Annotated in this window: 20 protein-coding genes; 12 read left to right on the top strand and 8 right to left on the bottom strand. The window is 70.1% G+C overall.

Translation table 11 applies throughout. The features are described from left to right. The first annotated feature begins 12 nt into the window (after positions 1-12). From ACYVJ3_RS13235 to secA, 8 genes are all read left to right on the top strand, one after another. On the top strand, positions 13-1647 hold the full coding sequence (locus ACYVJ3_RS13235; protein WP_460853489.1) for a CHAP domain-containing protein: 1635 nt from the start codon (positions 13-15) through the stop codon (positions 1645-1647). Positions 1648-1650: 3 nt separating this feature from the next. Then, positions 1651-2268, top strand: coding sequence for a mycothiol-dependent nitroreductase Rv2466c family protein (locus ACYVJ3_RS13230; protein ID WP_460853488.1), 618 nt, complete (start codon positions 1651-1653; stop codon positions 2266-2268). A gap of 122 nt (positions 2269-2390) precedes the next feature. Then, positions 2391-3560 (top strand): N-acetylmuramoyl-L-alanine amidase, encoded by a 1170-nt coding sequence (locus ACYVJ3_RS13225; RefSeq protein ID WP_460853487.1) that lies wholly within the window; start codon positions 2391-2393, stop codon positions 3558-3560. Positions 3561-3609: 49 nt separating this feature from the next. Next, positions 3610-5400 (top strand): methionine--tRNA ligase, encoded by a 1791-nt coding sequence (gene metG, locus ACYVJ3_RS13220; protein WP_460853486.1) that lies wholly within the window; start codon positions 3610-3612, stop codon positions 5398-5400. 28 nt (positions 5401-5428) lie between these two features. Then, positions 5429-6076, top strand: coding sequence for a potassium channel family protein (locus tag ACYVJ3_RS13215; RefSeq protein WP_460853485.1), 648 nt, complete (start codon positions 5429-5431; stop codon positions 6074-6076). 36 nt (positions 6077-6112) lie between these two features. Continuing rightward, positions 6113-7465, top strand: a complete 1353-nt coding sequence (locus tag ACYVJ3_RS13210; RefSeq protein WP_460853484.1) for a bifunctional folylpolyglutamate synthase/dihydrofolate synthase — start codon at positions 6113-6115, stop codon at positions 7463-7465. Then, entirely contained in the window at positions 7462-7851 is a 390-nt protein-coding gene (locus tag ACYVJ3_RS13205; protein WP_460853483.1) for a DUF4233 domain-containing protein, read from the top strand. Before ACYVJ3_RS13210 ends, ACYVJ3_RS13205 begins: the two co-directional genes overlap by 4 nt. A gap of 42 nt (positions 7852-7893) precedes the next feature. After that, positions 7894-10779, top strand: coding sequence for a preprotein translocase subunit SecA (gene secA, locus ACYVJ3_RS13200; RefSeq protein WP_460853482.1), 2886 nt, complete (start codon positions 7894-7896; stop codon positions 10777-10779). Between the two features lie 63 nt (positions 10780-10842). On the opposite strand, the gene ACYVJ3_RS13195 is transcribed toward secA, so the two are convergent. Continuing rightward, a complete protein-coding gene (locus tag ACYVJ3_RS13195; RefSeq protein ID WP_460853481.1) occupies positions 10843-12048 on the bottom strand; it encodes an SGNH/GDSL hydrolase family protein in 1206 nt (401 codons plus the stop codon). Positions 12049-12188: 140 nt separating this feature from the next. Continuing rightward, the gene (locus ACYVJ3_RS13190) at positions 12189-12698 is read right to left on the bottom strand and encodes an Rv3235 family protein (RefSeq protein ID WP_460853480.1); all 510 of its coding nucleotides are present in this window, start codon (positions 12696-12698) and stop codon (positions 12189-12191) included. 116 nt (positions 12699-12814) lie between these two features. On the opposite strand from ACYVJ3_RS13190, the gene ACYVJ3_RS13185 reads away from it, so the two are divergent. Next, a complete protein-coding gene (locus ACYVJ3_RS13185) occupies positions 12815-13351 on the top strand; it encodes a hypothetical protein (protein ID WP_460853479.1) in 537 nt (178 codons plus the stop codon). 6 nt (positions 13352-13357) lie between these two features. On the opposite strand, the gene ACYVJ3_RS13180 is transcribed toward ACYVJ3_RS13185, so the two are convergent. From ACYVJ3_RS13180 to ACYVJ3_RS13165, 4 genes are all read right to left on the bottom strand, one after another. After that, positions 13358-13681, bottom strand: a complete 324-nt coding sequence (locus ACYVJ3_RS13180) for a sec-independent translocase (protein WP_460853478.1) — start codon at positions 13679-13681, stop codon at positions 13358-13360. 18 nt (positions 13682-13699) lie between these two features. Beyond that, entirely contained in the window at positions 13700-14833 is a 1134-nt protein-coding gene (locus tag ACYVJ3_RS13175) for an Mrp/NBP35 family ATP-binding protein (RefSeq protein WP_460853521.1), read from the bottom strand. Between the two features lie 78 nt (positions 14834-14911). After that, positions 14912-15424: a DUF1003 domain-containing protein gene (locus ACYVJ3_RS13170; RefSeq protein WP_460853477.1), complete on the bottom strand. Its 513-nt coding sequence runs from the start codon at positions 15422-15424 to the stop codon at positions 14912-14914. Beyond that, entirely contained in the window at positions 15417-16679 is a 1263-nt protein-coding gene (locus ACYVJ3_RS13165) for a magnesium transporter MgtE N-terminal domain-containing protein (protein WP_460853476.1), read from the bottom strand. Before ACYVJ3_RS13165 ends, ACYVJ3_RS13170 begins: the two co-directional genes overlap by 8 nt. A 134-nt stretch (positions 16680-16813) precedes the next feature. On the opposite strand from ACYVJ3_RS13165, the gene ACYVJ3_RS13160 reads away from it, so the two are divergent. After that, positions 16814-18379 carry a methyltransferase domain-containing protein gene (locus ACYVJ3_RS13160; protein WP_460853474.1) on the top strand — a complete coding sequence of 522 codons (1566 nt, stop codon included), beginning with the start codon at positions 16814-16816 and terminating at the stop codon, positions 18377-18379. Further along, a complete protein-coding gene (locus tag ACYVJ3_RS13155; protein ID WP_460853473.1) occupies positions 18376-18579 on the top strand; it encodes a DUF6752 domain-containing protein in 204 nt (67 codons plus the stop codon). Before ACYVJ3_RS13160 ends, ACYVJ3_RS13155 begins: the two co-directional genes overlap by 4 nt. A gap of 36 nt (positions 18580-18615) precedes the next feature. Here the strand turns inward: ACYVJ3_RS13155 and ACYVJ3_RS13150 are convergent, their stop codons facing one another. Together ACYVJ3_RS13150 and ACYVJ3_RS13145 are read right to left on the bottom strand one after the other, a co-directional pair. Next, a complete protein-coding gene (locus tag ACYVJ3_RS13150) occupies positions 18616-19662 on the bottom strand; it encodes an endonuclease/exonuclease/phosphatase family protein (RefSeq protein WP_460853472.1) in 1047 nt (348 codons plus the stop codon). 92 nt (positions 19663-19754) lie between these two features. Continuing rightward, positions 19755-21617: an alkaline phosphatase family protein gene (locus ACYVJ3_RS13145; protein WP_460853471.1), complete on the bottom strand. Its 1863-nt coding sequence runs from the start codon at positions 21615-21617 to the stop codon at positions 19755-19757. Positions 21618-21801: 184 nt separating this feature from the next. Here ACYVJ3_RS13145 and ACYVJ3_RS13140 point away from each other — a divergent pair, with 184 nt between their 5' ends. Next, on the top strand, positions 21802-22995 hold the full coding sequence (locus ACYVJ3_RS13140) for an acyl-CoA dehydrogenase family protein (RefSeq protein WP_460853470.1): 1194 nt from the start codon (positions 21802-21804) through the stop codon (positions 22993-22995). Position 22996: the final 1 nt, after the last annotated feature.

Genomic DNA, 22996 nt, shown 5'->3' with positions numbered 1-22996 from the left:
ATGGTGGGCGACATGCGTAGCGGAGCCATGACCATCCGCCTGCGGTCCACCGTGATCGTCGGCGCCTTGTTCACGACCCTGCTCGTGCTGTTCGGAGTGGGCCAGTCGGTCCTCCTGCGTCCGGCGTCGAGCCTGACCTACTTCTGCTCGGGGTGGGACGGCTGCAACGCGGCCGGCTACTCCGACGCGGGATACGGCCAGCACTCCTCGACCAGCTACTGGCGCATGTACGCCGGCCACAACTGCGTCAACTACGTCGCCTACCGGATGGTGAAGTCGGGCATGCCGAACACCCGCCCGTGGACCGGCAGCGGCAACGCCGCCAACTGGGGCCATGCCCTGGCGAGCAAGGTGGACCAGTCCCCGGCCGTCGGCGCGGTCGCGTGGTGGGACGCCTACCACCACGTCGGCTCCGCGGGCCACGTCGCGTACGTCGAGAAGGTCAACTCGCCCGACGACATCATCATCTCCGAGGATTCGTGGAGCGGCACGTTCCACTGGCAGCACCTCACCAAGGACGGCGGCTTCTGGCCGAGCGGCTTCATCCACATCAACGACGGCCCGACCGCTCCAGCGATCACCAACACGGCGCGCCCGAGCATCGTCGGCACGGCCCAGGTCGGTCAGACCCTCGCCGCGAAGGTCGGCGCCTGGACCGGCGGTCCGACGCGCTACACCTACGGCTGGTACGCCAACGGTGTCGCGATCCCCGGGGCGACGTCCTCCACGTTCACGCCGACGCCCGCTCAGGTCACGAAGAAGATCGGCGTACGCGTCACGGCGTACGCACCCAAGGGCGCGGCCAAGATGGTCCCGGCCAGGGTGACCCACATGGTCGCGCCGGGAACGTTCATGAACACCGCCCCGGCCTCGTTCGACGGCGACACGATCGTGGGCCAGACGTTGACGGCCCACACGGGTGAGTGGTCGCCCGCGCCGTCGTCGTACACCTATGCGTGGACCGCGGACGGCCAGCCGATCGACGGTGCCACCACGAACACGCTCAAGCTGACCCCTGCCCTGGTCGGCAAGAACATCGCGGTCACCACGCACCCGCAGGCTGCCGGCTACGCGACCGGGAGCAGCACGTCCCCGGCCGAGCAGGCGTACGCCGGCCGCATCGCGGTCGTGCACCCCTACGCCATCTCCGGTCGGGCCCGGCCGGGCTCGGTGCTGACCGTTCGCGGCGACTTCACCCCGAAGTCCGCGACCCCGCACTACCAGTGGATGCGGTCGGGTCGCCCGATCGCGGGCGCCACCGGGTCGACGTACCGCCTCACGGCCGCCGACATCGGCTACAAGCTCTCGGTCGCGGTGGACCTCGAGCAGCCGGGCTGGGTCGGCACCAAGGCCACGGCCAGCGACCCCGACACCGTGCGGGTCGCCGCGCACGTCCACCTCAGCTCGGTGGGGCGCACCGGCTCGGCCGTCATCAACGTCTCGGTCGCGGCCACCGGCGTGAGCCCGGTCGACGGCACGCTCGTCGTACGGGTAGGCGGCGTGCGCCAGCGCGTGCTGCTGCACGACGGTGCGGCGCAGGTCGTCTTCTCGCACCTGCACGCCGGCCACTACGCCGTGCGCGCCTACTACCTGCGCAACCGCTACACGCTCGAGGCGCACCGCTTCGGTGGTGTGGCAGTCTCCTGATCCATGGACACCGCTGGATTCTGGTTCGACCCGCTCTGCCCCTTCGCCTGGATCACCTCGCGCTGGATGCGAGAGGTGGAGCAGGTCCGCGAGGTCCGGGTGGAGTGGCACGTCATGTCGCTGGCCTACCTCAACCAGGACAAGGACATCCCGGACGGCTACAAGGAGATGCTGGCGCCGGCCTGGGGTCCGGTCCGGGTGCTCGTCGCGGCGCAGCAGAAGCACGGTGACGACGTGCTGCTGCCGCTCTACGAGGCGATGGGCCGACGGATCCACCACGAGGGTCGCCGCCTGCACGAGCAGCCGGACGGTGGCCGGGCGCTGGTCAGTGAGGCGCTCGCCGAGGTCGGGCTCGAGGCCGGGCTGATCGACGCGCTCGACGACAGCTCGTACGACGCTGCGGTGGCGGCCTCGCACCACCTCGGCATGGACCAGGTCGGCAACGACGTCGGCACGCCGACGATCAGCGTCAACGGCGTGGCCTTCTTCGGCCCCGTCCTGACCCGGATCCCGCGAGGTGAGGACGCCGGGAAGCTGTGGGACGGCTGTGTGCTGGTCGCCTCCTGCCCGGACTTCTCCGAGCTCAAGCGTGCGCGCTCCGGGGACCTCGACTTCTCCTGAGTGGTGTGACTTCTGGGACTGGAGTGACACGCGCAACCCGGTGAGGTCCGCAGTCCGCGCCGTCGGATGACGCAGGATTGTTGACCGTGAACATCTCGGACCGACCTTCCCCTCGTTCCTCGATGTCGGCTCCCCAGCTGGGTCGGCGCCAGGTCTTCGGTCTGGCTGCCGCGGCAGCAGCGGCGCCCTCGCTCGCGCTGCTGCCCGACCTGGGTCGCGGAGCGCTCGCGGCGCCCTCCGGATCCCGGTTGGTGCTGACGCCCGACTCCGACAACGTGACCTCGGCGCTCGACATCCCGATCGCCCGTGCGTCCGGTCGCGCCTCGACCCTCGGCCCCGTGCGCTCCGCCGTGCTCGAGACCACCGGGTTCTCCGCGCTCGGTGTGACCTGGGCGAGCGGTGACGGCGTCGTCCGCGTCCGCACGCGTCGGTCGAACGGCTGGACCCCGTGGCGCACGCTGTCCCCGATCCACGACCGCCCCGACGCCGACACCGACGAGGGCCGGGCGACGCCGCGCGGCACCTCCCTGGCATGGGTCGGCCGCAGCGACGCCGTACAGCTCGAGGTCGAGGGGTCCCAGGTCGCGCCGGTGCTCTCGCTGATCGATCCCGGTCAGACGCCCGTCCCGGCGACGCCCGACTTCGGCGCCGAGATCGTGGGCCGCCGCAGCACGGCGCCTGCCCGGCTGCCGGTGCCGCCGCTCTTCGGCCGCGGCGCGTGGAAGCCCAACCCGGCGTTCCGCAACGGGCCGATCGAGCGGATCAGCTCGCTGCGCCAGCTGCACGTGCACCACACCGACAACGCCAACGACTACACGTGGGACGAGGTGCCCGCGATGCTGCGCTCGATCTACCGGTACCACACCCAGTCGCTGGGCTGGGCCGACATCGCCTACAACTTCCTGGTCGACCGCTTCGGCCGGATCTGGGTCGGCCGCTCGGGCAGCGTCGGCAAGATGGCCCGCGGAGCGCACACCCTCGGCTTCAACCACTGCTCGGTCGGCGTCGCGGTGCTCGGCAACTTCGAGACCGGCCAGGCCAACGACAAGATCTACGGCGCCGTCGCGCGCGTCGCCGCGTGGAAGCTGGGCAACTGGGACCGCAACCCGCAGGGCCGGATCCAGGTGACCTCTAAGGGCAGCGACAAGTTCCCGCCCGGCCGACGCGTCGTGCTGCCGGTCATCGACGGCCACCGCGACACCAACGACACCGCCTGCCCCGGCGACCACCTCTACGCGCACCTCGACCGGATCAGGGAGCGCGCGGCGTACCGGATCGAGCACCACGCCTGAGGCTCGACCGGCGGGAGGCGCCGCCTGGGTGATCCCTAGGATGAGCGGCATGACTCGTGTGCTCTCCGCCGTTGCCTGGCCCTACGCCAACGGCCCCCGTCACATCGGCCACGTCGCCGGCTTCGGGGTCCCGTCGGACGTCTTCAGCCGGTACTCGCGGATGGCCGGCCACGACGTCCTCATGGTCTCGGGCTCCGACGAGCACGGCACGCCGATCCTGATCGCGGCCGACGAGGCGGGGCTGACCCCGCAGGAGCTGGCCGACAAGAACCACCGGCTCATCGTCGAGGACCTGGTCTCGCTGGGCATCACCTACGACCTCTACACCCGTACGACGACCCGCAACCACGAGTCCGTCGTGCAGGAGATGTTCCTCGGTGTCCACGCGAACGGCTACTTCGTCGAGGAGACGACGTACGGCGCGATCTCGCCGTCCACCGGCCGCACGCTGCCCGACCGCTACATCGAGGGAACCTGCCCCAACTGCGGGTACGACGGCGCGCGTGGCGACCAGTGCGACAACTGCGGCAAGCAGCTCGACCCGCAGGACCTGAAGAACCCGCGCTCCAAGATCAACGGCGAGACGCCGGAGTTCATCGAGACCCAGCACTTCTTCCTCGACCTGCCGGCGCTCGCCGACGCGCTGGGCGAGTGGCTGGACCAGCGCGAGGCCTCGGGTCTCTGGCGCCCCAACGTCATCAAGTTCTCCAAGAACATCCTCGACGAGATCCGCCCCCGTGCGATGACGCGCGACATCGACTGGGGCATCACCGTCCCGCTCGACGGCTGGCGCGAGAACCCGACCAAGAAGCTCTACGTCTGGTTCGACGCGGTCATCGGCTACCTCTCGGCAAGCATCGAGTGGGCGCGTCGTACGGGCGACCCCGAGGCGTGGCGCGCGTGGTGGAACGACCCGGAGGCGCTGTCCTACTACTTCATGGGCAAGGACAACATCACCTTCCACAGCCAGATCTGGCCGGGCGAGCTGCTCGCCTACAACGGCAAGGGCGCCAAGGGCGGCGAGCCGCACGGGCTGGGCGAGCTCAACCTGCCGACCGAGGTGGTCTCCAGCGAGTTCCTGACGATGGAGGGCAAGAAGTTCAGCTCCTCCAAGAAGGTCGTCATCTACGTCCGCGACCTGCTCAGCCGCTACCAGCCCGACGCGTTCCGCTACTTCGTCGCCTCCGCCGGTCCGGAGAGCCAGGACGCGGACTTCACCTGGGCGGAGTTCGTACGCCGTACCAACGACGAGCTCGTCGCGGGCTGGGGCAACCTGGTCAACCGGACCGCGAACCTGATCGCCAAGAACTACGGCGAGATCCCGGCGGCCGGCCCGCTGCAGCCCGAGGACGTGACCGTCCTGGCCGCGACCGAGGCCGCCTTCACCACCGTCGGCGACCTGATCGCCCGGCACCGCCAGAAGGCGGCCATCGCCGAGGCGATGCGCGTGGTCGGCGAGGTCAACAAGTACGTCTCCGACCTCGAGCCCTGGAAGCTCAAGGGCGAGGAGAACGCCGAGCGGCTGGCCACGGTCCTGCACGTGATGGCCCAGTGCGTCAGCGACCTCAACCTGGTGCTCAGCCCGTTCCTGCCGTTCTCGGCCAACGCCGTCGACGTCGCCATGGGCGGGCAGGGCGCGGTCGCGCCGATGCCGCAGGTCGAGGAGGTCACCGACCTCGACGACGCGAGCCGCGGCTACCCGATCATCACCGGCGACTACGCCTTCCCGGCGTGGGCCCGACAGCCGATCGAGGTCGGCCGCGAGGTCGAGAAGCCGACGCCGGTCTTCGTCAAGCTCGACACCGCGATCGTGGACGAGGAGCTGGAGCGGCTCGGCTGATGCGCGCCGCGGAGCGGAGGACGGCTCGATGAGCTCGGCACGACGCGTGATCGCGGACCACCCGAACGGCGTGCTGCTGCTCGGCCAGTTCGCGATCCTGCTCGGCTACCCGTTCCTCGGCTCCACGACCGCGGGCCGGGCGACGATCGGCGTGGGGCAGCTGCTGGTCATCCTGGCGGCCGTCGTCGTCGTACGCCGGACCCCGGCGCTCAACTGGGTGGCGGTGCTCTTCGGCGTGCCCGCCGCCGTGTTCGCGGTGTGGGAATCGGTCTCGCCGGAGACCGGATGGGTCGTGCTGACGTCCGCTGCGCTGCACGTGCCCTTCTACCTCTTCGTCAGCTATGCGCTGATCCGCTACGTCTTCAACGACGACCGGGTGACCTCCGACGAGCTGCTCGCGACGGCGGGTGCGTTCACGGTGGTGGCCTGGGCCTTCGCCTACGCCTACGCCGCGCTCCAGGTCCTCTGGCCCGGCGCGTTCGGCGAGGAGCGCGCCTGGTTCGACCTGCTCTACCTCTCCTTCACGACGCTGACCAGCGTCGGCCTCGGCGACTTCACGCCCGTCATCGCCCAGGCCCGCGCGGTGGTCGTGCTCGAGGAGGTCGCCGGGGTGTTCTACGTCGCCCTCGTCGTCTCCCGCCTGGTCGGCCTGGCGATCAGCAACCGCCGCGACTGAGGTCGCGGGCCCGGCGCGCCCTAGACTCGGGCCGATATGAGTGACGAGCTGGCCCGCGCGGCCGAGACCTTCGCCGAGGCCGAGGACGCGCTGTTGTCGCGCTGGCCCGAGACCCGCCTGGAGCCGAGCCTGGACCGCATCCAGGCGTTCACCGAGCTGCTCGGCGACCCGCAGAGCAACTACCGCTCGATCCACCTCACCGGCACCAACGGCAAGACCTCCACGTCGCGGATGATCGACGGCCTGCTCCGGGCCCTCGACCTGCGCACCGGGCGCTTCACCAGCCCGCACGTCGAGAGGATGAGCGAGCGGATCTGCGTCGACGGTGAGCCGCTGGACGACGAGGCCTTCGTGCGGGCGTTCAACGAGATCGCGCCGTACACCCACCTCGTCGACGAGCAGGAGGCCCACCCGCTCAGCTTCTTCGAGACGGTCGTCGGGATGGCGTACGCCGCCTTCGCCGACGCTCCGGTCGACGTCGCGGTCGTCGAGGTCGGCATGGGCGGCACCTGGGACGCCACCAACGTGATCGACGCCGACGTCGCGGTGGTCACCCCGATCGCGCTCGATCACGCCAACTACCTCGGTGGCACGACCGAGGCCATCGCCCGCGAGAAGTCCGGGATCATCAAGGAGGGTGCGACCGTCGTCGTGGCCCAGCAGGGTCCCGAGGTCATGGCGATCCTCGCCGAGCGTGCGCGCGAGGTCGGCGCCCGGCTGGTCCGGGAGGGCGTCGACTTCGGCGTCGCGGCCCGCACGCCGGCAGTCGGCGGCCAGATGATCAGCATCCAGGGCCTGCGCGGTCGCTACGACGACCTCTTCCTTCCGCTGTACGGCGCCCACCAGGCGCAGAACGCCGCCGTCGCGCTCGCCGCCGTCGAGTCGTTCATCGGTGGCGGCGAGCCGCTCGGCGCGGACGTCGTCGCCAAGGCGTTCGCCGAGGCGACCTCGCCGGGCCGCCTCGAGGTCGTACGTCGCAGCCCGACCGTCGTGCTCGACGCGGCGCACAACCCGCACGGCGCCCAGGCGCTGGCCGCGGCGCTCGAGGACTCCTTCAGCTTCGATCCCGTCGTCGGCGTGGTCAGCGTGATGGGCGACAAGGACGCCGACGGCCTGCTGTCGGTGCTCGAGCCGGTGCTGAGCAGCGTGGTCATCACCCAGAACTCCACCGACCGTGCGATGCCCGCCGAGACGCTCGCCGTCATCGCCCGGGAGATCTTCGGCGAGGACCGCGTCAGCGTCGTACCCCGTCTGGCCGACGCCATCGAGGCCGCCGCCACCCTGTCCGAGAGCGACGGCAACGACGCGCTCTCGATGGGAGCGGTCCTGGTGACCGGCTCGGTCGTGACCGTGGGCGAGGCCCGTCGGCTCCTGGGAGGCGTCAAGTGAGCGGGCCCAGCCAGAAGGAGCGCGAGAAGTCGCCCCGCCGTGCCATGTGCGCGGCCACCCTCGTGCTCGAGGCGATCGTCCTCGGCCTCTCGACGCCGATCATGATCACGCTCGGCGACGTGCCCAAGGGCCTGGCCCTCGGTGCGGGCCTCGGCCTGGCCGGCGGCTGCGTGCTCGTCTCGGGGATGCTCCGCAAGGAGTGGGGCTACCACCTCGGTTGGGCGCTGCAGGTCGGAGCGATCCTCTTGGGCCTGCTCACCCCCACCATGTGGTTCCTCGGCGCGCTGTTCGCGCTGCTCTGGGGGAGTGGCTACTTCCTCGGTCGGCGCATCGAGTGGGAGCGCGCGCAGGCTTTCGCGGCCTACGACGCGCAACAAGGGGAGTAGCGCCGATTCGGTACGTCACGCGGCGTAGGTAGTCTTGCGGCCGTGCCTGTGATCATCGACAAGCTCCTCCGTATCGGCGAGGGCAAGATCCTTCGTCACCTCGAGGGCATCGCCAAGGTCGTCAACGCCATCGAGGACGACTTCACCCGGATGTCCGACGAGGAGCTCCAGGGCATGACTGCCCAGTTCCGTGAGCGGCTCGACAAGGGCGAGACGCTCGACGACCTGCTCCCCGAGGCGTTCGCCACGGTGCGCGAGGCGGGCAAGCGCGTGCTCGGCATGCGCCACTTCGACGTCCAGATCATGGGTGGCGCGGCGCTGCACCTCGGCAACATCGCCGAGATGAAGACCGGTGAGGGCAAGACCCTGGTCGCCACGCTGCCGGCGTACCTCAACGCCCTCGCGGGCAAGGGCGTCCACATCGTCACCGTCAACGACTACCTCGCGACCTACCAGTCCGAGCAGATGGGTCGGCTGTTCAGCTGGCTGGGCCTGACCACCGGTGTGATCCTGCCGAGCATGAGCCCCGACGAGCGGCGTACGGCGTACGCCTGCGACATCACCTACGGCACCAACAACGAGCTCGGCTTCGACTACCTGCGCGACAACATGGCCAACTCGCTCGAGGAGTGCGTCCAGCGCGAGCACTACTTCGCGATCGTCGACGAGGTCGACTCGATCCTCATCGACGAGGCGCGGACCCCGCTCATCATCAGCGGCCCGACCCAGGACGAGGTCAAGTGGTACGCCGAGTTCGCCAAGATCGCGAGCAAGCTGACCAAGGACGTCGACTACGAGGTCGACGAGAAGAAGCGCACCATCTCGGTCCTCGAGGACGGCATCACCCGCGTCGAGGACCACCTCGGCATCGAGAACCTCTACGAGTCGGCGAACACCCCGCTGATCTCCTTCCTGCACAACTCGATCAAGGCCAAGGAGCTCTTCCGCAACGACAAGGAGTACGTCGTCATGGAGGGCGAGGTGCTCATCGTCGACGAGCACACCGGCCGCATGCTGGCCGGTCGTCGCTACAACGACGGCCTGCACCAGGCGATCGAGGCGAAGGAGGGCGTGCAGATCCGCGAGGAGTACCAGACCCTCGCCACCGTCACGCTGCAGAACTACTTCCGCCTCTACGAGAAGCTCGGCGGCATGACCGGTACGGCCCTCACCGAGGCCTCCGAGTTCGACAAGATCTACAAGCTCGGTGTCGTCCCGATCCCGACCAACCGGCCGATGATCCGCAAGGACCAGCCCGACCTCGTCTACCGCACCGAGGAGGCGAAGTACGAGGCCGTCGTCGACGACATCGTCGAGCGCCACAAGACCGGCCAGCCGGTCCTGATCGGCACCATCTCGGTCGAGAAGTCCGACTACCTCCACCAGCAGCTGACCAAGCGCGGCGTCCCGCACGCCGTCCTCAACGCCAAGCAGCACGCCGACGAGGCCAAGATCGTCGCGATGGCCGGCCACAAGGGCGCCGTCACCGTCGCCACCAACATGGCCGGTCGCGGTACCGACATCATGCTCGGCGGCTCGGTCGACTTCCTCGCCGACCAGGAGCTGCGCAGCAAGGGCATCGAGCCGCACGGCGAGACGGCCGAGCAGTACGACGCGGAGTGGCCCGCCACGCTCGAGCGGATCAAGGAGCAGGTCGCCAAGGAGCACGACGAGGTCAAGGAGCTCGGCGGCCTCTACGTCGTCGGCACCGAGCGCCACGAGTCGCGCCGTATCGACAACCAGCTGCGCGGTCGTTCCGGCCGGCAGGGCGACCCGGGCGAGTCCCGCTTCTACCTCTCGCTCCAGGACGAGCTGATGCGCCTGTTCAAGGGCGAGTGGGTCGACCGCATCCTGCTGATGCTCAAGATCCCCGACGACGTCCCGATCGAGCACAAGCGCGTCAGCAACGCCATCGCGAGCGCTCAGTCGCAGGTCGAGGGCCAGAACTTCGAGTCCCGCAAGAACGTCCTCAAGTACGACGACGTGATGGACCGCCAGCGCAAGGTCATCTACGCCGAGCGTCGCGAGGTCCTCGAGGGCGTCGACCTGGAGACCCAGATCCGTGGCTTCATCGACGACGTCGTCCGCGGCACCGTCACCGGCAGCCTCGACGACTTCGCCGAGGAGTGGGACCTCGACCAGCTCTGGACCGACCTCAAGCAGTTCTGGCCGGTCGAGATCCGCTGGCAGAACCTCGTGGAGGAGGCCGGCGCCAAGTCGAACCTGCACAAGGACGACCTGATCGCCGCGCTCACGGCCGACGCGCAGGCGGCGTACGACCGTCGCGAGGAGGACCTCGGCGAGGAGATCATGCGCGAGCTCGAGCGTCGCGTCGTGCTCTCCGTGCTCGACCGCAAGTGGCGCGAGCACCTCTACGAGATGGACTACCTGCGCGAGGGCATCTACCTGCGCGCGTACTCCCAGCGTGACCCGCTGGTCGAGTACCAGCGCGAGGGCTTCGACATGTTCAACGCGATGATGGACGGCATCAAGGAGGAGACCGTCGGTTTCCTGTTCAACCTGGAGGTCCAGGTCGAGGAGGAGCCGGAGGAGGTCCACTACCACGCCGACGGCTCGGCCCACGCGGGTCCGATGCACGAGGGTGCCTTCGCCGAGCCGCCCACGGGCATCGACGCAGGTGCCGGCGTGATCAACGTCGACGAGGTCGCCGCGGATGCGCGGGCCGCCCTGCCGAAGGTCACCGCCAAGGGCCTCGACCCCCGGCCGGTCCAGCCGAACCTGAGCTACTCCGCGCCCGACGAGTCCGGCGAGCAGGCCGTCACCGCGGGTGCCGCGGCCCAGGCCGACGACGAGTACTCCGACGTCGGTCGCAACTCCCTGTGCCCCTGCGGCTCGGGCAAGAAGTACAAGCGCTGCCACGGCGCGCCGGGTGCCCCCACGGGGCTCACCACGCGCGTCAACGGCTGAGGCATCGACCTCGGGGCGTACGCCGGGCCGCGGCCCGGCGTACGCCCGTGAGGCGGCCTTCGCTCACTGCAGCGCCATCACCGGCTCGCCGTTGACGAGGCCGTTGCCGCTGCGCACGCAGGTGCCGGATCGGACCGCGCCGCCGTTGTAGGCCTGGCGCACGCAGCTGCGGATCGCCAGCTGTCCCCAGTAGTTGGGGTGGATCGACTCCTGGATGTAGTAGGGGCTGCTCGAGCAGCAGGTCGAGGCCGTGCGGATCTGGTTGACCCACTCGGTCTTGTCGACCGCACCGGGGCTCTGCCAGCTCGGAACGCCCATCTCCTCGTAGAGGCCGACGCCGGTCTCGCAGAGGCGTCGGCCGTTGAGTGCGGAGGACAGGTTGAGGACCTTGGCGTTGGTGATGCCCGCCTGGCTGATCGCGCCGGTCACGGTGTTGTTGATGGTGGGCAGCGCGGTGCCGTTGGCCCAGGTGGCGTCGTTGTTCCAGAAGCCGCAGCCGCCCGTGCTCTGCCGGGTGTAGCCGCTCTCGCTGTAGCGGAACCCGCTGCCGTTCGGGATCGGCGACGGGTAGGTCTGCACGAGCATCGACCACGCGGTGTCGGCGTACCCGGCGTTGCGCATGGCCGTGCGGACGTTGGTCAGCGCCGTCGCGATCCTGCTCTTGATGGTGGCGACGTTGGAGCTGGTGAAGTTCGCCGTCACGCTGCTGTCGTCGTTGCAGTAGTCCTTCCACCAGCTCGGCGAGCCGAGGAAGTCGGTGACACATGACTGCACGACCGAGGCGAAGTTGAAGTCGTTGCCGCCGATGGAGACGGCCACCATCTTCACGTTGTGGGCAGCGGCGAAGGTCTGCAGCATCGCGGCCTGGCCCTGGTTGGTGCCGCTGGTGGCGAAGTCGAGGCCCGGCTTCCAGTTGCCGCTGCCGTCGGTGAAGGAGGACGTCTGGGCACCGGAGCAGGCCAGGTTCATGCCGCTCACGCCGCCACCGATGTAGATCTCGGCGCTCTTGGAGCGGTGGCAGCGGGGGATCTGCTCACCCGTGTTGGAGGCGTTGTCGTCGTACGCCGTCGAGCCGAGCGCGTCCGCGCGGGTGCTGTCGGAGTTGGAGGAGCCGGCCCAACGCCCTGCCTCGCCCGAGATGTAGGAGTCGCCGACCGAGACGACCCAGGGGGAGCCGGTGCCGGGGCCGTCGGCGTGCGCGGCCGGCGCGCCGACCGGCGCGAGCGTCAGGCCACCTGCCAGGGCCATCGCGGTCGCTGCGCAGCGCACCGCGCGTTTCCAGGGTGACGCGTTCCAAGGGGACAAGGGGGAGCCTCCTGAGCCGGGCCCGCGGGTGCGGACCGATCCAGGCGACCCTAGTGACGGGCGTCACACCTTGGCCAGCAGGTGTGGCCGGGCTGCGGCGGCGCTCAGGCGAAGTCGAGCGCCGTGCAGACCCAGTGCTCCTCGACGCGCTCGAAGCGGGCGGCGACGGCGCGGCTGCGCTCGCCGTAGCGCACGTGCACGCCGCACTCGACCGTCGTGGAGCTGAGGAAGCAGGAATGCACGCTCTGCACCCGCGGCCGGACGGGCTGGACCCGTGCCAGGCCGGGACGGTGGTCGCCGGCCTGGCCCACGAGCCACGCGCGGCGACGGATGTCGTCGTAGATCTCCGGGGCCGTCCAGCGCAGCACCTGCGTGGCCGGCCGGTCACCGCCGACGATCTCCAGGACTGCCTGGACGTAGCGCCGCGTCCACTGGTCGATGGTGCGCCGCAGCCTGCGGTCGAGCGGCAGCACCACGGCCGAGCTGCTGCCTCGCTCGCCCCGCGGCTGCGGGGGCGAGCTGCGGGGCAGCAGCGCGAGCGCGAGCGTGCCCTGGGTGGCTGTGACGGGGACGGTGAGGCGGAGACCGTCGCTCTCGCTGGCCGTGGTCGACATGGTGAGCTCCCGAGGATGAATCTTTGTGTTTGCATGTGTTTGTCACAGTCTGAGCGTGTTCAAACCAGTCGGCAACCGTTTGGCCGCCGCCTGTGGATATTTGAGAGGGTGGCGGAATGTCTTGGGACGAGGACCTCTTCGCACTGTTCGACGAGCTCGAGCAGCAGGCCAGCGCCCTGTATGCCGCCGACCGCGACGCCGAGGTCGCCGACCGGAGCCGGGCGGAGTACCAGCAGGTCTCGCTCGCCGGCCGACTGATGGCGACGCTCGACAGCGAGCTGACCGTGACCATCACCGGCGTGGGGCCGGTCGCCGGCACGCTGCAGCGCGTCTCGGAGGGCTGGGTGCTGCTGGCCGCCGGCGACCAGGACTGGCTGATCCGTACGCCGGCGGTCCAGACCGTCGAGGGCGTCAGCGTGCGCGCGATCCCGGAGGTCGCCTGGTCACCACTGACCCGGATCGGCTTCGGCTCGGCCCTGCGCCGGGTCGCCGAGTCCGGCGAGCGCTGCGTGGTCCGCCTCGTCGATGGCGCTCAGCACGACGGCACGATCCGTCGCGTCGGCCTCGACTTCTGCGAGGTCGTCACCGGCGAGCAGCGGCGTACGGTCCTGGTGTCCTTCGACGCGATCGCGGCGGCCCAGTCCCGCCGCTGATCGCGACTACGTCGATTCGTCGTCGTACGGCGGGAGCTGGCCGTCGGGCAGCGTCGCGGCGGCCACCCGCGCGGCGACCTCGTCCTCGGCCAGTGCCTCGGCGATGTGCTTGCGCACGATGGTCCGCGGGTCGAGGTCACGCAGCTCGAGGTCGGAGAACTCCGGGCCGAGCTCGCTGCGGAGCTCGTCACGCGCGTTGTCGGCGAACTTCTTGAGCTGCCGGACCAGCTGACCGGCCTGCTTGGCCACGCCCGGCAGCTTGTCGGGCCCGAGCACGAGGACCGCGACGAACGCGATCATCAGCAGCTCGGGGAAGCCGATGCCGAACATGCCCGTGCCCGACCGGGATCAGAACTTGTTGCTGGGCGTGAGACCGAGCTGCATGCCGGCCAGGCCGCGTCCGCGGCCGTCCAGACGGTCGGCGATGCCGCGCAGCGCGGTCGCGCCGGGCGCGGTCGGGTCGGCCTCGACGATCGGCTTGCCGGCGTCGCCACCCTCGCGCAGCGAGGTGTCGATCGGGATCCGGCCGAGCAGCGGGACGTCGTAACCGAAGCGGGCCGAGAGGGTCTCGGCCACGCGGTCGCCACCGCCCGACCCGAAGATCTCCAGGCGGTGCTCCTTGCCCTCCTCGGCGCAGTGCGAGCACGGCAGGAAGCTCATGTTCTCCACGACGCCGACGACGCGCTGGTGCATCATCGAGGCCATCGTGCCGGCGCGCTCGGCGACCTCGGCTGCGGCCTCCTGCGGCGTGGTGACCACCACCACCTCGGCTCCGGGCAGGTGCTGGCCGAGGGAGATGGCGATGTCGCCCGTGCCGGGCGGCAGGTCGAGCAGGAGCACGTCGAGGTCGCCCCAGTAGACGTCCGCGAGCATCTGGACGAGGGCGCGGTCGAGCATCGGTCCGCGCCACGCGACGACCTGCTCGCGGTTGGGCTTGAGCATGCCGATGGAGATCACCGAGACGCCGGACGGCGTCGGGACCGGCATGATCAGGTCGTCGACCTGGGTGGGTCGGGAGTCGGCGACGCCGAGCATGGCCGGGACGGAGTGGCCGTAGATGTCGGCGTCGACGATGCCGACCTTGCGGCCGGACGCGGCCAGGGCGATCGCCAGGTTCACGGTGACCGAGGACTTGCCGACCCCGCCCTTGCCGGAGGCGATGGCGTAGACCTTGGTGAGGTTGCCGGGCTGGGAGAAGGGGATCTCGCGCTCGGCCTGGCCCCCGCGGAGGTTCGCGTGCAGCTCGCCACGCTGCTCCGAGCTCATCACGCCGAGCTCGACCGAGACGCCGGTGACGCCGTCGAGGGCCTGGACGGCAGCCGTCACGTCGCGGGTGATGGTGTCCTTCAGCGGGCAGCCGGCGACGGTCAGCAGCGCCTTGACCGTGACCGACGAGCCGTCGATCTCGACGGCGTCCACCATCCCCAGCTCGGTGATCGGACGCTTGATCTCGGGGTCGTTGACGCCCGCAAGAGCGGTCATCACCTGGTCGACGGTCACCTGCGAGCTACTCACGAGGCAACAGTCTAGGTGGCCCTCCGCGGCCGCTCGTCCCCGCCGTCAGTCGTGGGCGGGATCCTCCGCCGGCGCCGTGCTCTTCTCGATCTCGGAGAGCAGCGAGCGCAGCTCGGAGCGCAGGAAGTCGCGGGTGGCGACCTCGCCGACGGCCATCCGCAGGGAGGCGACCTCGCGGGCGAGGAACTCCATGTCGGCGTGCGCGCGGGCGTCGGCCTGGCGGTCCTGCTCGGCGATGACCCGGTCGCGGGACTCCTGACGGTTCTGGGCCAGCAGGATCAGCGGTGCGGCGTACGACGCCTGCAGGCTGAGGATCAGGGTCAGGAAGATGAACGGGTAGTCGTCGAAGCGCAGGTCGCCGGGGGCGGCGAGGTTCCAGACGACCCAGACGACGACGAACACCGTCATCCAGATCAGGAACCGTGCGGTGCCCATGAAGCGGGCGAACTTCTCGGCGAACACGCCGAAGGCGTCGGCGCGGAGCGTCGGGCGGCGTACGAGGGCGCGCCGCTGGACCAGGGGAGTGTCCAGGCGCTCCCCGCGCCGCGCGTCAGCCACGGATCCTCCGCATGCCCGAGGAACCGTGGTCGCGCCAGTTGGTGGGCAGGAGGTGGTCGAGGAGGTCGTCGACCGTGACGGCGCCGAGCAGGCGGCCCTCCTCGTCGACGACGGGCGCGGCGACCATGTTGTACGTCGCGAGGTGCGCGGCGACCGAGTCGATGCTGGCCTCGGGCTTCAGCGGCTCGAGCGAGTCGTCGAGCGCGGCCGCGGCCAGGGTCGAGGGCTGCTCGCGCAGGAGGCGCTGGATGTGCGCCACGCCCAGCAGCCGCCCGGTGGGCGTCTCCAGGGGCGGGCGGCAGACGTAGACCATCGCGGCCAGCGACGGGGTCAGCTCGGGGTTGCGGACGTGGGCGAGCGCGTCGGCGATCGTGGCGTCCGGCCCGAGGATCACCGGCTCCGGCGTCATCATGGCGCCGGCGGTGTTCTCGCGGTACTGCATGAGGCGGCGTACGTCCTTGGCCTCATCGGGCTCCATCAGCTGGAGCAGCACCTCCTGGGTGGCCAGCGGCAGGTCGGCGACGAGGTCGGCCGCGTCGTCGGGCGACATCTCCTCGAGGACGTCGGCGGCGCGCTCGCTGTCGAGCAGCCGGACGATCTGGACCTGGTCCTCGTCGGGCAGCTCCTCCAGCACGTCGGCCAGCCGCTCGTCGTCGAGCGCCATCGCGACCGCCGCACGACGCTCCGGCGGCAGGTCGTGCAGGACGCTGGCCGCGTCGGCCGGTCGCATCTCGTTGAGCGCGGCCACGAGGTGGGTCGCGCCCTGCTCTGCGTCGCGCCGGCTCAGCCCGCGTACGTCGCTCCAGGCCACGACATGGGTCTGCCCGCGGCGGCGGAAGCCCTTGCTGGGCTCCTGGACGGCGACCCGGCTGAGGACCCAGTCGCGGTTGCGGGCGGGCTCCATGGCGACGTCGTACACCGTGCCGGTGACGCCGTTGGACACGATCGTCACGCTGCGGTCGAGCATCTGCCCGATGACGAGGGTCTCGGTGGCGCGCTGTTCGAAGCGGCGCATGTTGAGCAGGCCGGTCGTGTAGACCTGCCCGCTGTCGACGTTGGTGACGCGGGTCATCGGGACGAAGATCCGCCGCCGCCCGAACACCTCCGCGACCATGCCCAGGACGCGCGGCTGGGAGCTGTCGGAGAGCATCGTGACCACGATGTCGCGGACCTTTCCCACCTGGTCGCCCTGCGGGTCGAAGATCGGGAGGCCCACCAATCGTGCGACGAAGACGCGGGACGGGGTGACGCTCACCCGACGAGCCTAGTGCGTTGCGCACACGATCGCGGTCGCGCCGCGCTCGCCACGGACGCCACCGCCGCCACGTCCGGTGCGACGCGATGGGCTAGTGTGACGGCGTGCCGAGTTCCACCCGACCATCCGGGAAGGTGACCTCGTTCCAGGTCGATGAGACCGGTCTGACGCTGTCCGGCACGGGCGACTTCCCGCTCGACGTCTGCTTCGACGGGCGACGGATCTTCTCCTTCTGGCTGCGCCGCGACACGACCGCGGTCCGCCGGGCGCTCTTCTTCGCCTGGCCCGAGGTCCTGCGCCGCTTCCTCGTCGGCGAGACGACCGTGAGCCTGGTCGACCCCGCCACCGGCGAGGAGATCTCGCGCGCCGACGTACGCTTCGGCGACTCGGGCGAGCGCATCGTCGTCGCCGACCGCAACGGCGAGCTGATGGGCCTGGACAAGAGCATGCGGCTCTCGCGCCTCTTCGGCGAGCGCGCTCCCGAGCACTCGGCGCCGGTCCTGCGCGCCATGCACATCGTGCTCGACGCCCTCGACGCCGCCGGGGTGGAGGGCTTCCTGGCCTACGGCACGCTCCTCGGCGCGGTCCGCGACCAGGACTTCATCGGCCACGACTCCGACGCCGACCTCGGCTACGTCAGCCGCAAGTCCGAGCCGTGGCAGGTGGTCGTCGAGTCTTTCGAGATCCAGCGCCGCCTCCAGGCGATGGGCCTGACCGTACGCCGCTACAGCGGCATCGCCTTCAAGATCGTGGTCACCGAGAGCGACGGGGCGAGCCGTGGCCTGGACGTCTTCGGGGGCTTCATGCGCGACGGCCGGCTCTACCTCATGGGCGAGGTCGGCCACCGGTTCGAGCTGGACTGGATCTACCCGAGGTCCGTGGCGACGATGGCGGGGGAGCAGTTCCCGGTCCCGGCCGAGCCCGCCCGCATGCTCGAGGCGATGTACGGCCCCACCTGGCGCATCCCCGACCCGGCGTACAAGTTCGAGACGCCCCGCTCCGCGACGCGCCGCCTGGAGGGCTGGTTCCGCGGTCTCCGCGTCGGCCTGGACACCCGCCACGAGCGCCGCCGCTCCCGGCAGGAGCCCGCTCCACGGCGCGGTCCGAGCGAGTTCGTCCGGGCGGTCGAGGCCGCTGAGCCCGACGCGTCGACCTTCATCGACATCGGCTGCGGCATCGGCCAGGACGTCAACTGGCTCGGCCGGCAGGGCCACCGGGCCGTCGGCCTGGACTACTTCGTGCCCGACCTCTCCCGTGCGCAGCGGGTTGCGGCGAAGGCCAAGAACCCCGAGCGCGTCCGGTTCGAGTGGGTCAACCTCGACGACCTCCGCTCGGTGTACGTCGCTGCTGCCGACCTGGCTCGGCTGCCGGGCCCGCGGGTCGTCCTCGCGCACCACCTGGTCGGCACGATCGACAAGACGGCGCTGGCAAGCCTGCTGCGCCTGGCGCGCGTGCTCACCCGCGACGGTGGGCGGTTGCACCTGCAGGTCCAGCTGGCGCCGACGGCGTACTCCCGGAGCCGCGCGCTCGGACGGGCCCACCTGGGGCGGATCGAGGCCGCCGTGCGTGACGCCGGTGGTGTCGTGCAGAAGGTCGAGCGACTCACCGAGGCCCAGGCCGGGGTGCCGCAGGACGAGGCGACCCCGGACGTCGAGGCAGTCGCCCGACTGACGATCTCATGGAAGCGAGGAGCGCGATGAGCTGGAACCCGATGGCACAGGTCCGCAAGCGGATCGAGGAGCTGGAGGCCGAGGTCCAGGAGTGCCGCCAGGTCAATCTCCGGCTGGCCGAGCTCTGCGACATCATGATGGAGCTGGTGATCCCGATCGCGCAGCGTGACACCGGCGATCTCGACGAGCTGATCGCGCGCTACCGCAAGGACATCGGCAGCCCCCTCTGAGGCTGGCCCGTCCGATGCCGGCCCGCCGCTCGCCGGTCAGGACGCGGTGAGCGTGACCGTCGCCGTGACCATCGGGTGGTCGGTCAGCCGCGCCCGGTGCGGGCCGTAGTCCGACAGGTAGCCGGTGAAGCCGACGTCGGGGGTGCCCATGATCCAGTCGATGTCCATGCCGCGGTGGGTGTAGCAGCGCCCGCCCGCGCTGTAGACGGCGTCAGCGGAGTGCATCCCGCTCGCGGCGGTGAACGGGCAGGCGAACGCCTCGCGGTCGTTCATGTCGCCGGTGAGGATCACCGGGGAGCCGTCGGCGTGGAGCCGGCGCACCAAGGAGGCCTCGATCTGCAGCGCGCGGTGCCGCCAGCGGGCCGCGTTGCCGCGGACGTCGGCGGGGTTGTGGAAGTTCGCGAACCACACCTTCTTGCCGGAGTAGGTGCTCTGCAGCTGCACGTAGGGCATCTGGCGGGCGTGGCCGTAGAAGTACGGGATCGAGATGGTGTGGGCGCTGACGACCTTCCAGTCGGCCTTGCGCCAGGCGATCGAGTTCTCGCTCGTCCGCGCCCCCATGGTCATTCCGGGATAGACGGCGTACGCCGCACCGACGGCCCGCTGGAAGGTGTGGTCCTGCGGTGCCTGGAACTCCTGCAGGCCGACCACGCTGACGTGCTTGAGGAGCAGCACGCGGGCCAGGCCGAGGATCCGCGCGCTGCCGGTGCGGTAGTTCGGCTTGCTGCCGGGGCCGCTGGTGTGGCTCGCGCCGAGCACGTTGAGCGAGGAGACCACGAACGGGGTGTTGCGGGCCTGCCGCTGGCGCTGGCGTTGGTTGGCCTGCTGGGCCAGCACCCGCAGCTTCTCCAGCCGCTGGTGGTCCAGGCGGGTGATGTTGGGGTCCTGTGAGGTCGGTACGACGGTGGCCGGTGCCGGGTGGCTCGGGGAGGCCGCTGGTCCTGCGGCAGGATCGTCCACCCGCCGCTGGCCGAGGCTGCCGGCATGCGTCAGGACGAACACCACGAAGGCGAGCACGGCGACCGCGGCGATCGCCGTCGCGACCTGCTTCCAGCGCTCGGCGCTGCCTCGGTGCAGGGACATGCAGGCCCGCTCTTTTCGCTGGAGGTGGGATCGGTCACGCCTATTGTTACCCAGCCGTGCGGCGGGGGGGTCACCCGACGACCACCCGGCGATCAGCCGGCCGTGCGCAGCGACTGCCGGGCATCCAGCGTCCCGACCGGGCCCAGGTCGAGCAGGCCGGTCGCGTAGTTGGCCAGGAAGCCGATGCGGGCCGGCTGGCGCGGCGTACCGCCGTGGGCGTAGCCGACGCGCAGCGAGTGCGGGTCGGCCAGCTGTGGGTTGAGCGGGTAGAGGCTCTTGCCGCCGGCGACCGATGCGCCCCAGGCGATGATCGGGATGCGGTAGGCGTGCGGGTTGGCGGCGACGGCCGCGGTCGCCGAGGTCGCACCGTGGTCGGAGGTGATCACGACCGTGGTGTGCCCGTCGAGCCTGGGATCGGCGTGGATCGTGCGCAGCAGCTGCGCGAGGTACCCGTCGAGGGCGACGAGCGACCGGCGGTAGGCGTCCGAGGCGTAGCCGAAGCGGCGTGCCACCTTGGCGGGTGCGCTCAGGACCGCCACCGAGAGCACGGTCCCGTGGCTCTTCAGGTCGTTGGACAGCCCGTTCATCGCGGCGCGGTCGGTGGTCGTCAGCGCCTGCGCGCTGATCTTGTTGCGTCCGTTGTCGACGCCGTTGGTGTCCGCGGCCCCGCCCGTTCCGTTCCAGCTCGCGGTGACCACGCGCCACACGGCGCGGTTGGAGGTCCAGAACCCCGTGCGCAGGCCGGCGTCGTGCACGACGTCGAAGGCGCTCGGCACGTAGGTCCCCGCCGCCTTCGCGACGGTTCCGCTGGTGGTCGCGACGCCGGTCCCGCCGTACCGCTTGCTCGCGGTGCGGGCGGTGAGCATGCTGACGGTGTTCGCGACCGGGTTGACGCTCTCGTAGGCGGTGCGGGCGTCCCCGGTGGCGACGCCGCCGCGCATCATCGACTTGAGGGTGGGCATCGGGGTGATCCGTGAGTGGATCGCCGGCCCGCGCAGGCCCTCGATGTTGATCAGCACGACGTGCTCCTGGTCCGGTGTCACCGAGGACGAGAGCGTCGCGTCGGCGTACAGGACGTGGTGGTCGGTGGTCTTCTGGACCAGCGGCGTGAAGAGCGCGTGGTGGTTGGCGAAGGAGACCAGGTCGTTGCCGGTCACCCAGTCGGCGTACATCGGACGCTTGGGGAGGCACTGGCCGTCGACGATGGCGCCGCCGGACGAGGGGTGCATCTGCGCGTTGGCCATCATCGGGCAGATGTACGGCGAGCGGTCGTTCTTGTCGCCGACGTTGAGCACCGGGATGGTCGGGTAGGCGGTCCGCAGGCGGTGCATCAGGTCGATCTCGAGCGCGACGGCTCGCGCGCGGTACTGCGTGGCGTCACCGCGTACGTCGGCCGGGTTGTGCGAGTTGTAGAGCCACATCTCCTGGCCCGTGGTGCGGTTGCGCAGCAGGACGTAGGGCATCGGCATGAGGTTGCCGTGGAAGTAGGGGACCTTCATCGTGTGCTTCTCGACGAGCTCCCACTGGTCGGTGCGCCACACGATCGAGTTCTGGACCGGGCCCTTGCCCATGGTCATGGCGGGGTAGATGCCGAACGTCGAGCCCTCGATGCTCACGAACTTGCGGTACTGCGGCGCCTGGAACTCCTGCAGGCCGATGACCTGGAGGTTGTTGTTGGCGATGATCTTGGTGGCCCAGACCGTGCGCTGGATGCCGTCGGCGAAGCGGGTGCGCCCGCCGGCCGTGGTGTGGCTGTAGCCGAGCATGTTGAACGAGCCGACCCGGACGGTCGTGCTCTCGGCAGCGCTCGTCGTCGCGCCTCCCCGAGGGGAGGAATGGTGTGACCAATGGGTCGCGACGAACACTCCGCTGGCCACGACCAGCGCGAGCAGGATGATCGCAACCCGGGTTCCGGTGGCGTGGTGGGTGCGGGGCGGCTGCACCTGGCTCGACATCGTCAATCCATTCTCTTTGGTCACATGAGTCTCGTGTCTACCCACGGTACGTGGTCGTGCGCCGAATCACGGTCCCCGGCGCGGCGCGTTGCCCTTCGGTCTCCACCGTGGGCCGCGAGGGGGGAAGGGGCGTCGTACGCCGCTAGAATCCGCTCCGACGATGCCGTACGCCGGAAGGAACGCAATGCCCCGCCTCTGCCAGACCGAGGGTCTGACCGACGACCAGACTGAGATCCTCAAGGCCGTTCGCCAGTTCGTGAACGAGCAGATCATCCCGGTCGCGCAAGAGCTCGAGCACTCCGACACCTACCCGCAGGAGATCGTCGACGGGCTCAAGGAGCTCGGCGTCTTCGGCCTGACCATCCCCGAGGAGTTCGGCGGCCTCGGCGAGTCGATCCTGACCTACGCCCTGGTGGTCGAGGAGATCGCCCGCGGCTGGATGAGCGTCTCCGGCGTCATCAACACCCACTTCATCGTGGCCTACCTGCTGATGCAGCACGGCACCGAGGAGCAGAAGGCCAAGTACCTCCCGCGGATGGCGACCGGCGAGGTCCGCGGCGCGTTCTCGATGTCCGAGCCGGGCCTCGGCTCCGACGTCGCGGCGATCTCGACCAAGGGCACCAAGCTCGAGGACGGGTCCTACTCCATCACCGGCCAGAAGATGTGGCTGACCAACGGCGCCTCCTCGACGCTGGTCGCCCTGCTGACCAAGACCGACGAGGGTGCCGACTCGGTCTACAAGAACATGACCACCTTCCTCGTCGAGAAGGAGGCCGGCTTCGGCGAGACCGCCCAGGGCGTCACCGTCCCCGGCAAGATCGACAAGATGGGCTACAAGGGCGTCGAGACGACCGAGCTCATCCTCGAGGACCACAAGATCGCCGCCGACCAGATCCTCGGCGGCGAGCCCGGCAAGGGCTTCTTCCAGATGATGGACGGCGTCGAGGTCGGTCGCGTCAACGTCGCGGCCCGTGCCTGCGGCCTGGCCTGGCGCGGCTTCGAGCTCGGTGTCGCCTACGCCCAGCAGCGCAAGACCTTCGGCAAGGTCATCGCCGAGCACCAGGCGATCCTGTTCCGCATCGCCGAGATGGCGACCAAGGTCGAGACCATCCACACGATGATGGTCCGCGCGGCCCGCCTCAAGGACACCGGCAAGCGCATGGACGTCGAGGCCGGCATGGCCAAGATGCTCGCCTCCGAGTACGCCAACGAGGTCGTCGAGGACTCCTTCCGGATCCACGGTGGCTACGGCTACTCCAAGGAGTACGAGATCGAGCGCCTGATGCGCGAGGTCAAGTTCATGCTCATCGGCGAGGGCACCTCGGACATCCAGAAGATGATCATCGGGCGCAGCCTCCTCAAGGACTACAAGATCTGAT

It is taken from the genome of Nocardioides montaniterrae (assembly GCF_054782655.1).
Note: the sequence above shows the minus strand (reverse complement) of the source record. Positions and strands in the feature narration are given on the sequence as shown.

Coding starts and splice junctions, on each gene's coding strand:
- ACYVJ3_RS13155 (WP_460853473.1), top strand. CDS start 18,376: ATGAGCTGGAACCCGATGGCACAGGTCCGCAAGCGGATCGAGGAGCTG.
- ACYVJ3_RS13210 (WP_460853484.1), top strand. CDS start 6,113: ATGAGTGACGAGCTGGCCCGCGCGGCCGAGACCTTCGCCGAGGCCGAG.
- ACYVJ3_RS13185 (WP_460853479.1), top strand. CDS start 12,815: ATGTCTTGGGACGAGGACCTCTTCGCACTGTTCGACGAGCTCGAGCAG.
- ACYVJ3_RS13235 (WP_460853489.1), top strand. CDS start 13: ATGCGTAGCGGAGCCATGACCATCCGCCTGCGGTCCACCGTGATCGTC.
- ACYVJ3_RS13190 (WP_460853480.1), bottom strand. CDS start 12,698: ATGTCGACCACGGCCAGCGAGAGCGACGGTCTCCGCCTCACCGTCCCC.
- ACYVJ3_RS13225 (WP_460853487.1), top strand. CDS start 2,391: ATGTCGGCTCCCCAGCTGGGTCGGCGCCAGGTCTTCGGTCTGGCTGCC.
- ACYVJ3_RS13230 (WP_460853488.1), top strand. CDS start 1,651: ATGGACACCGCTGGATTCTGGTTCGACCCGCTCTGCCCCTTCGCCTGG.
- ACYVJ3_RS13215 (WP_460853485.1), top strand. CDS start 5,429: ATGAGCTCGGCACGACGCGTGATCGCGGACCACCCGAACGGCGTGCTG.
- ACYVJ3_RS13175 (WP_460853521.1), bottom strand. CDS start 14,833: ATGACCGCTCTTGCGGGCGTCAACGACCCCGAGATCAAGCGTCCGATC.
- metG (WP_460853486.1), top strand. CDS start 3,610: ATGACTCGTGTGCTCTCCGCCGTTGCCTGGCCCTACGCCAACGGCCCC.
- ACYVJ3_RS13180 (WP_460853478.1), bottom strand. CDS start 13,681: ATGTTCGGCATCGGCTTCCCCGAGCTGCTGATGATCGCGTTCGTCGCG.
- ACYVJ3_RS13145 (WP_460853471.1), bottom strand. CDS start 21,617: ATGTCGAGCCAGGTGCAGCCGCCCCGCACCCACCACGCCACCGGAACC.
- ACYVJ3_RS13140 (WP_460853470.1), top strand. CDS start 21,802: ATGCCCCGCCTCTGCCAGACCGAGGGTCTGACCGACGACCAGACTGAG.
- ACYVJ3_RS13150 (WP_460853472.1), bottom strand. CDS start 19,662: ATGTCCCTGCACCGAGGCAGCGCCGAGCGCTGGAAGCAGGTCGCGACG.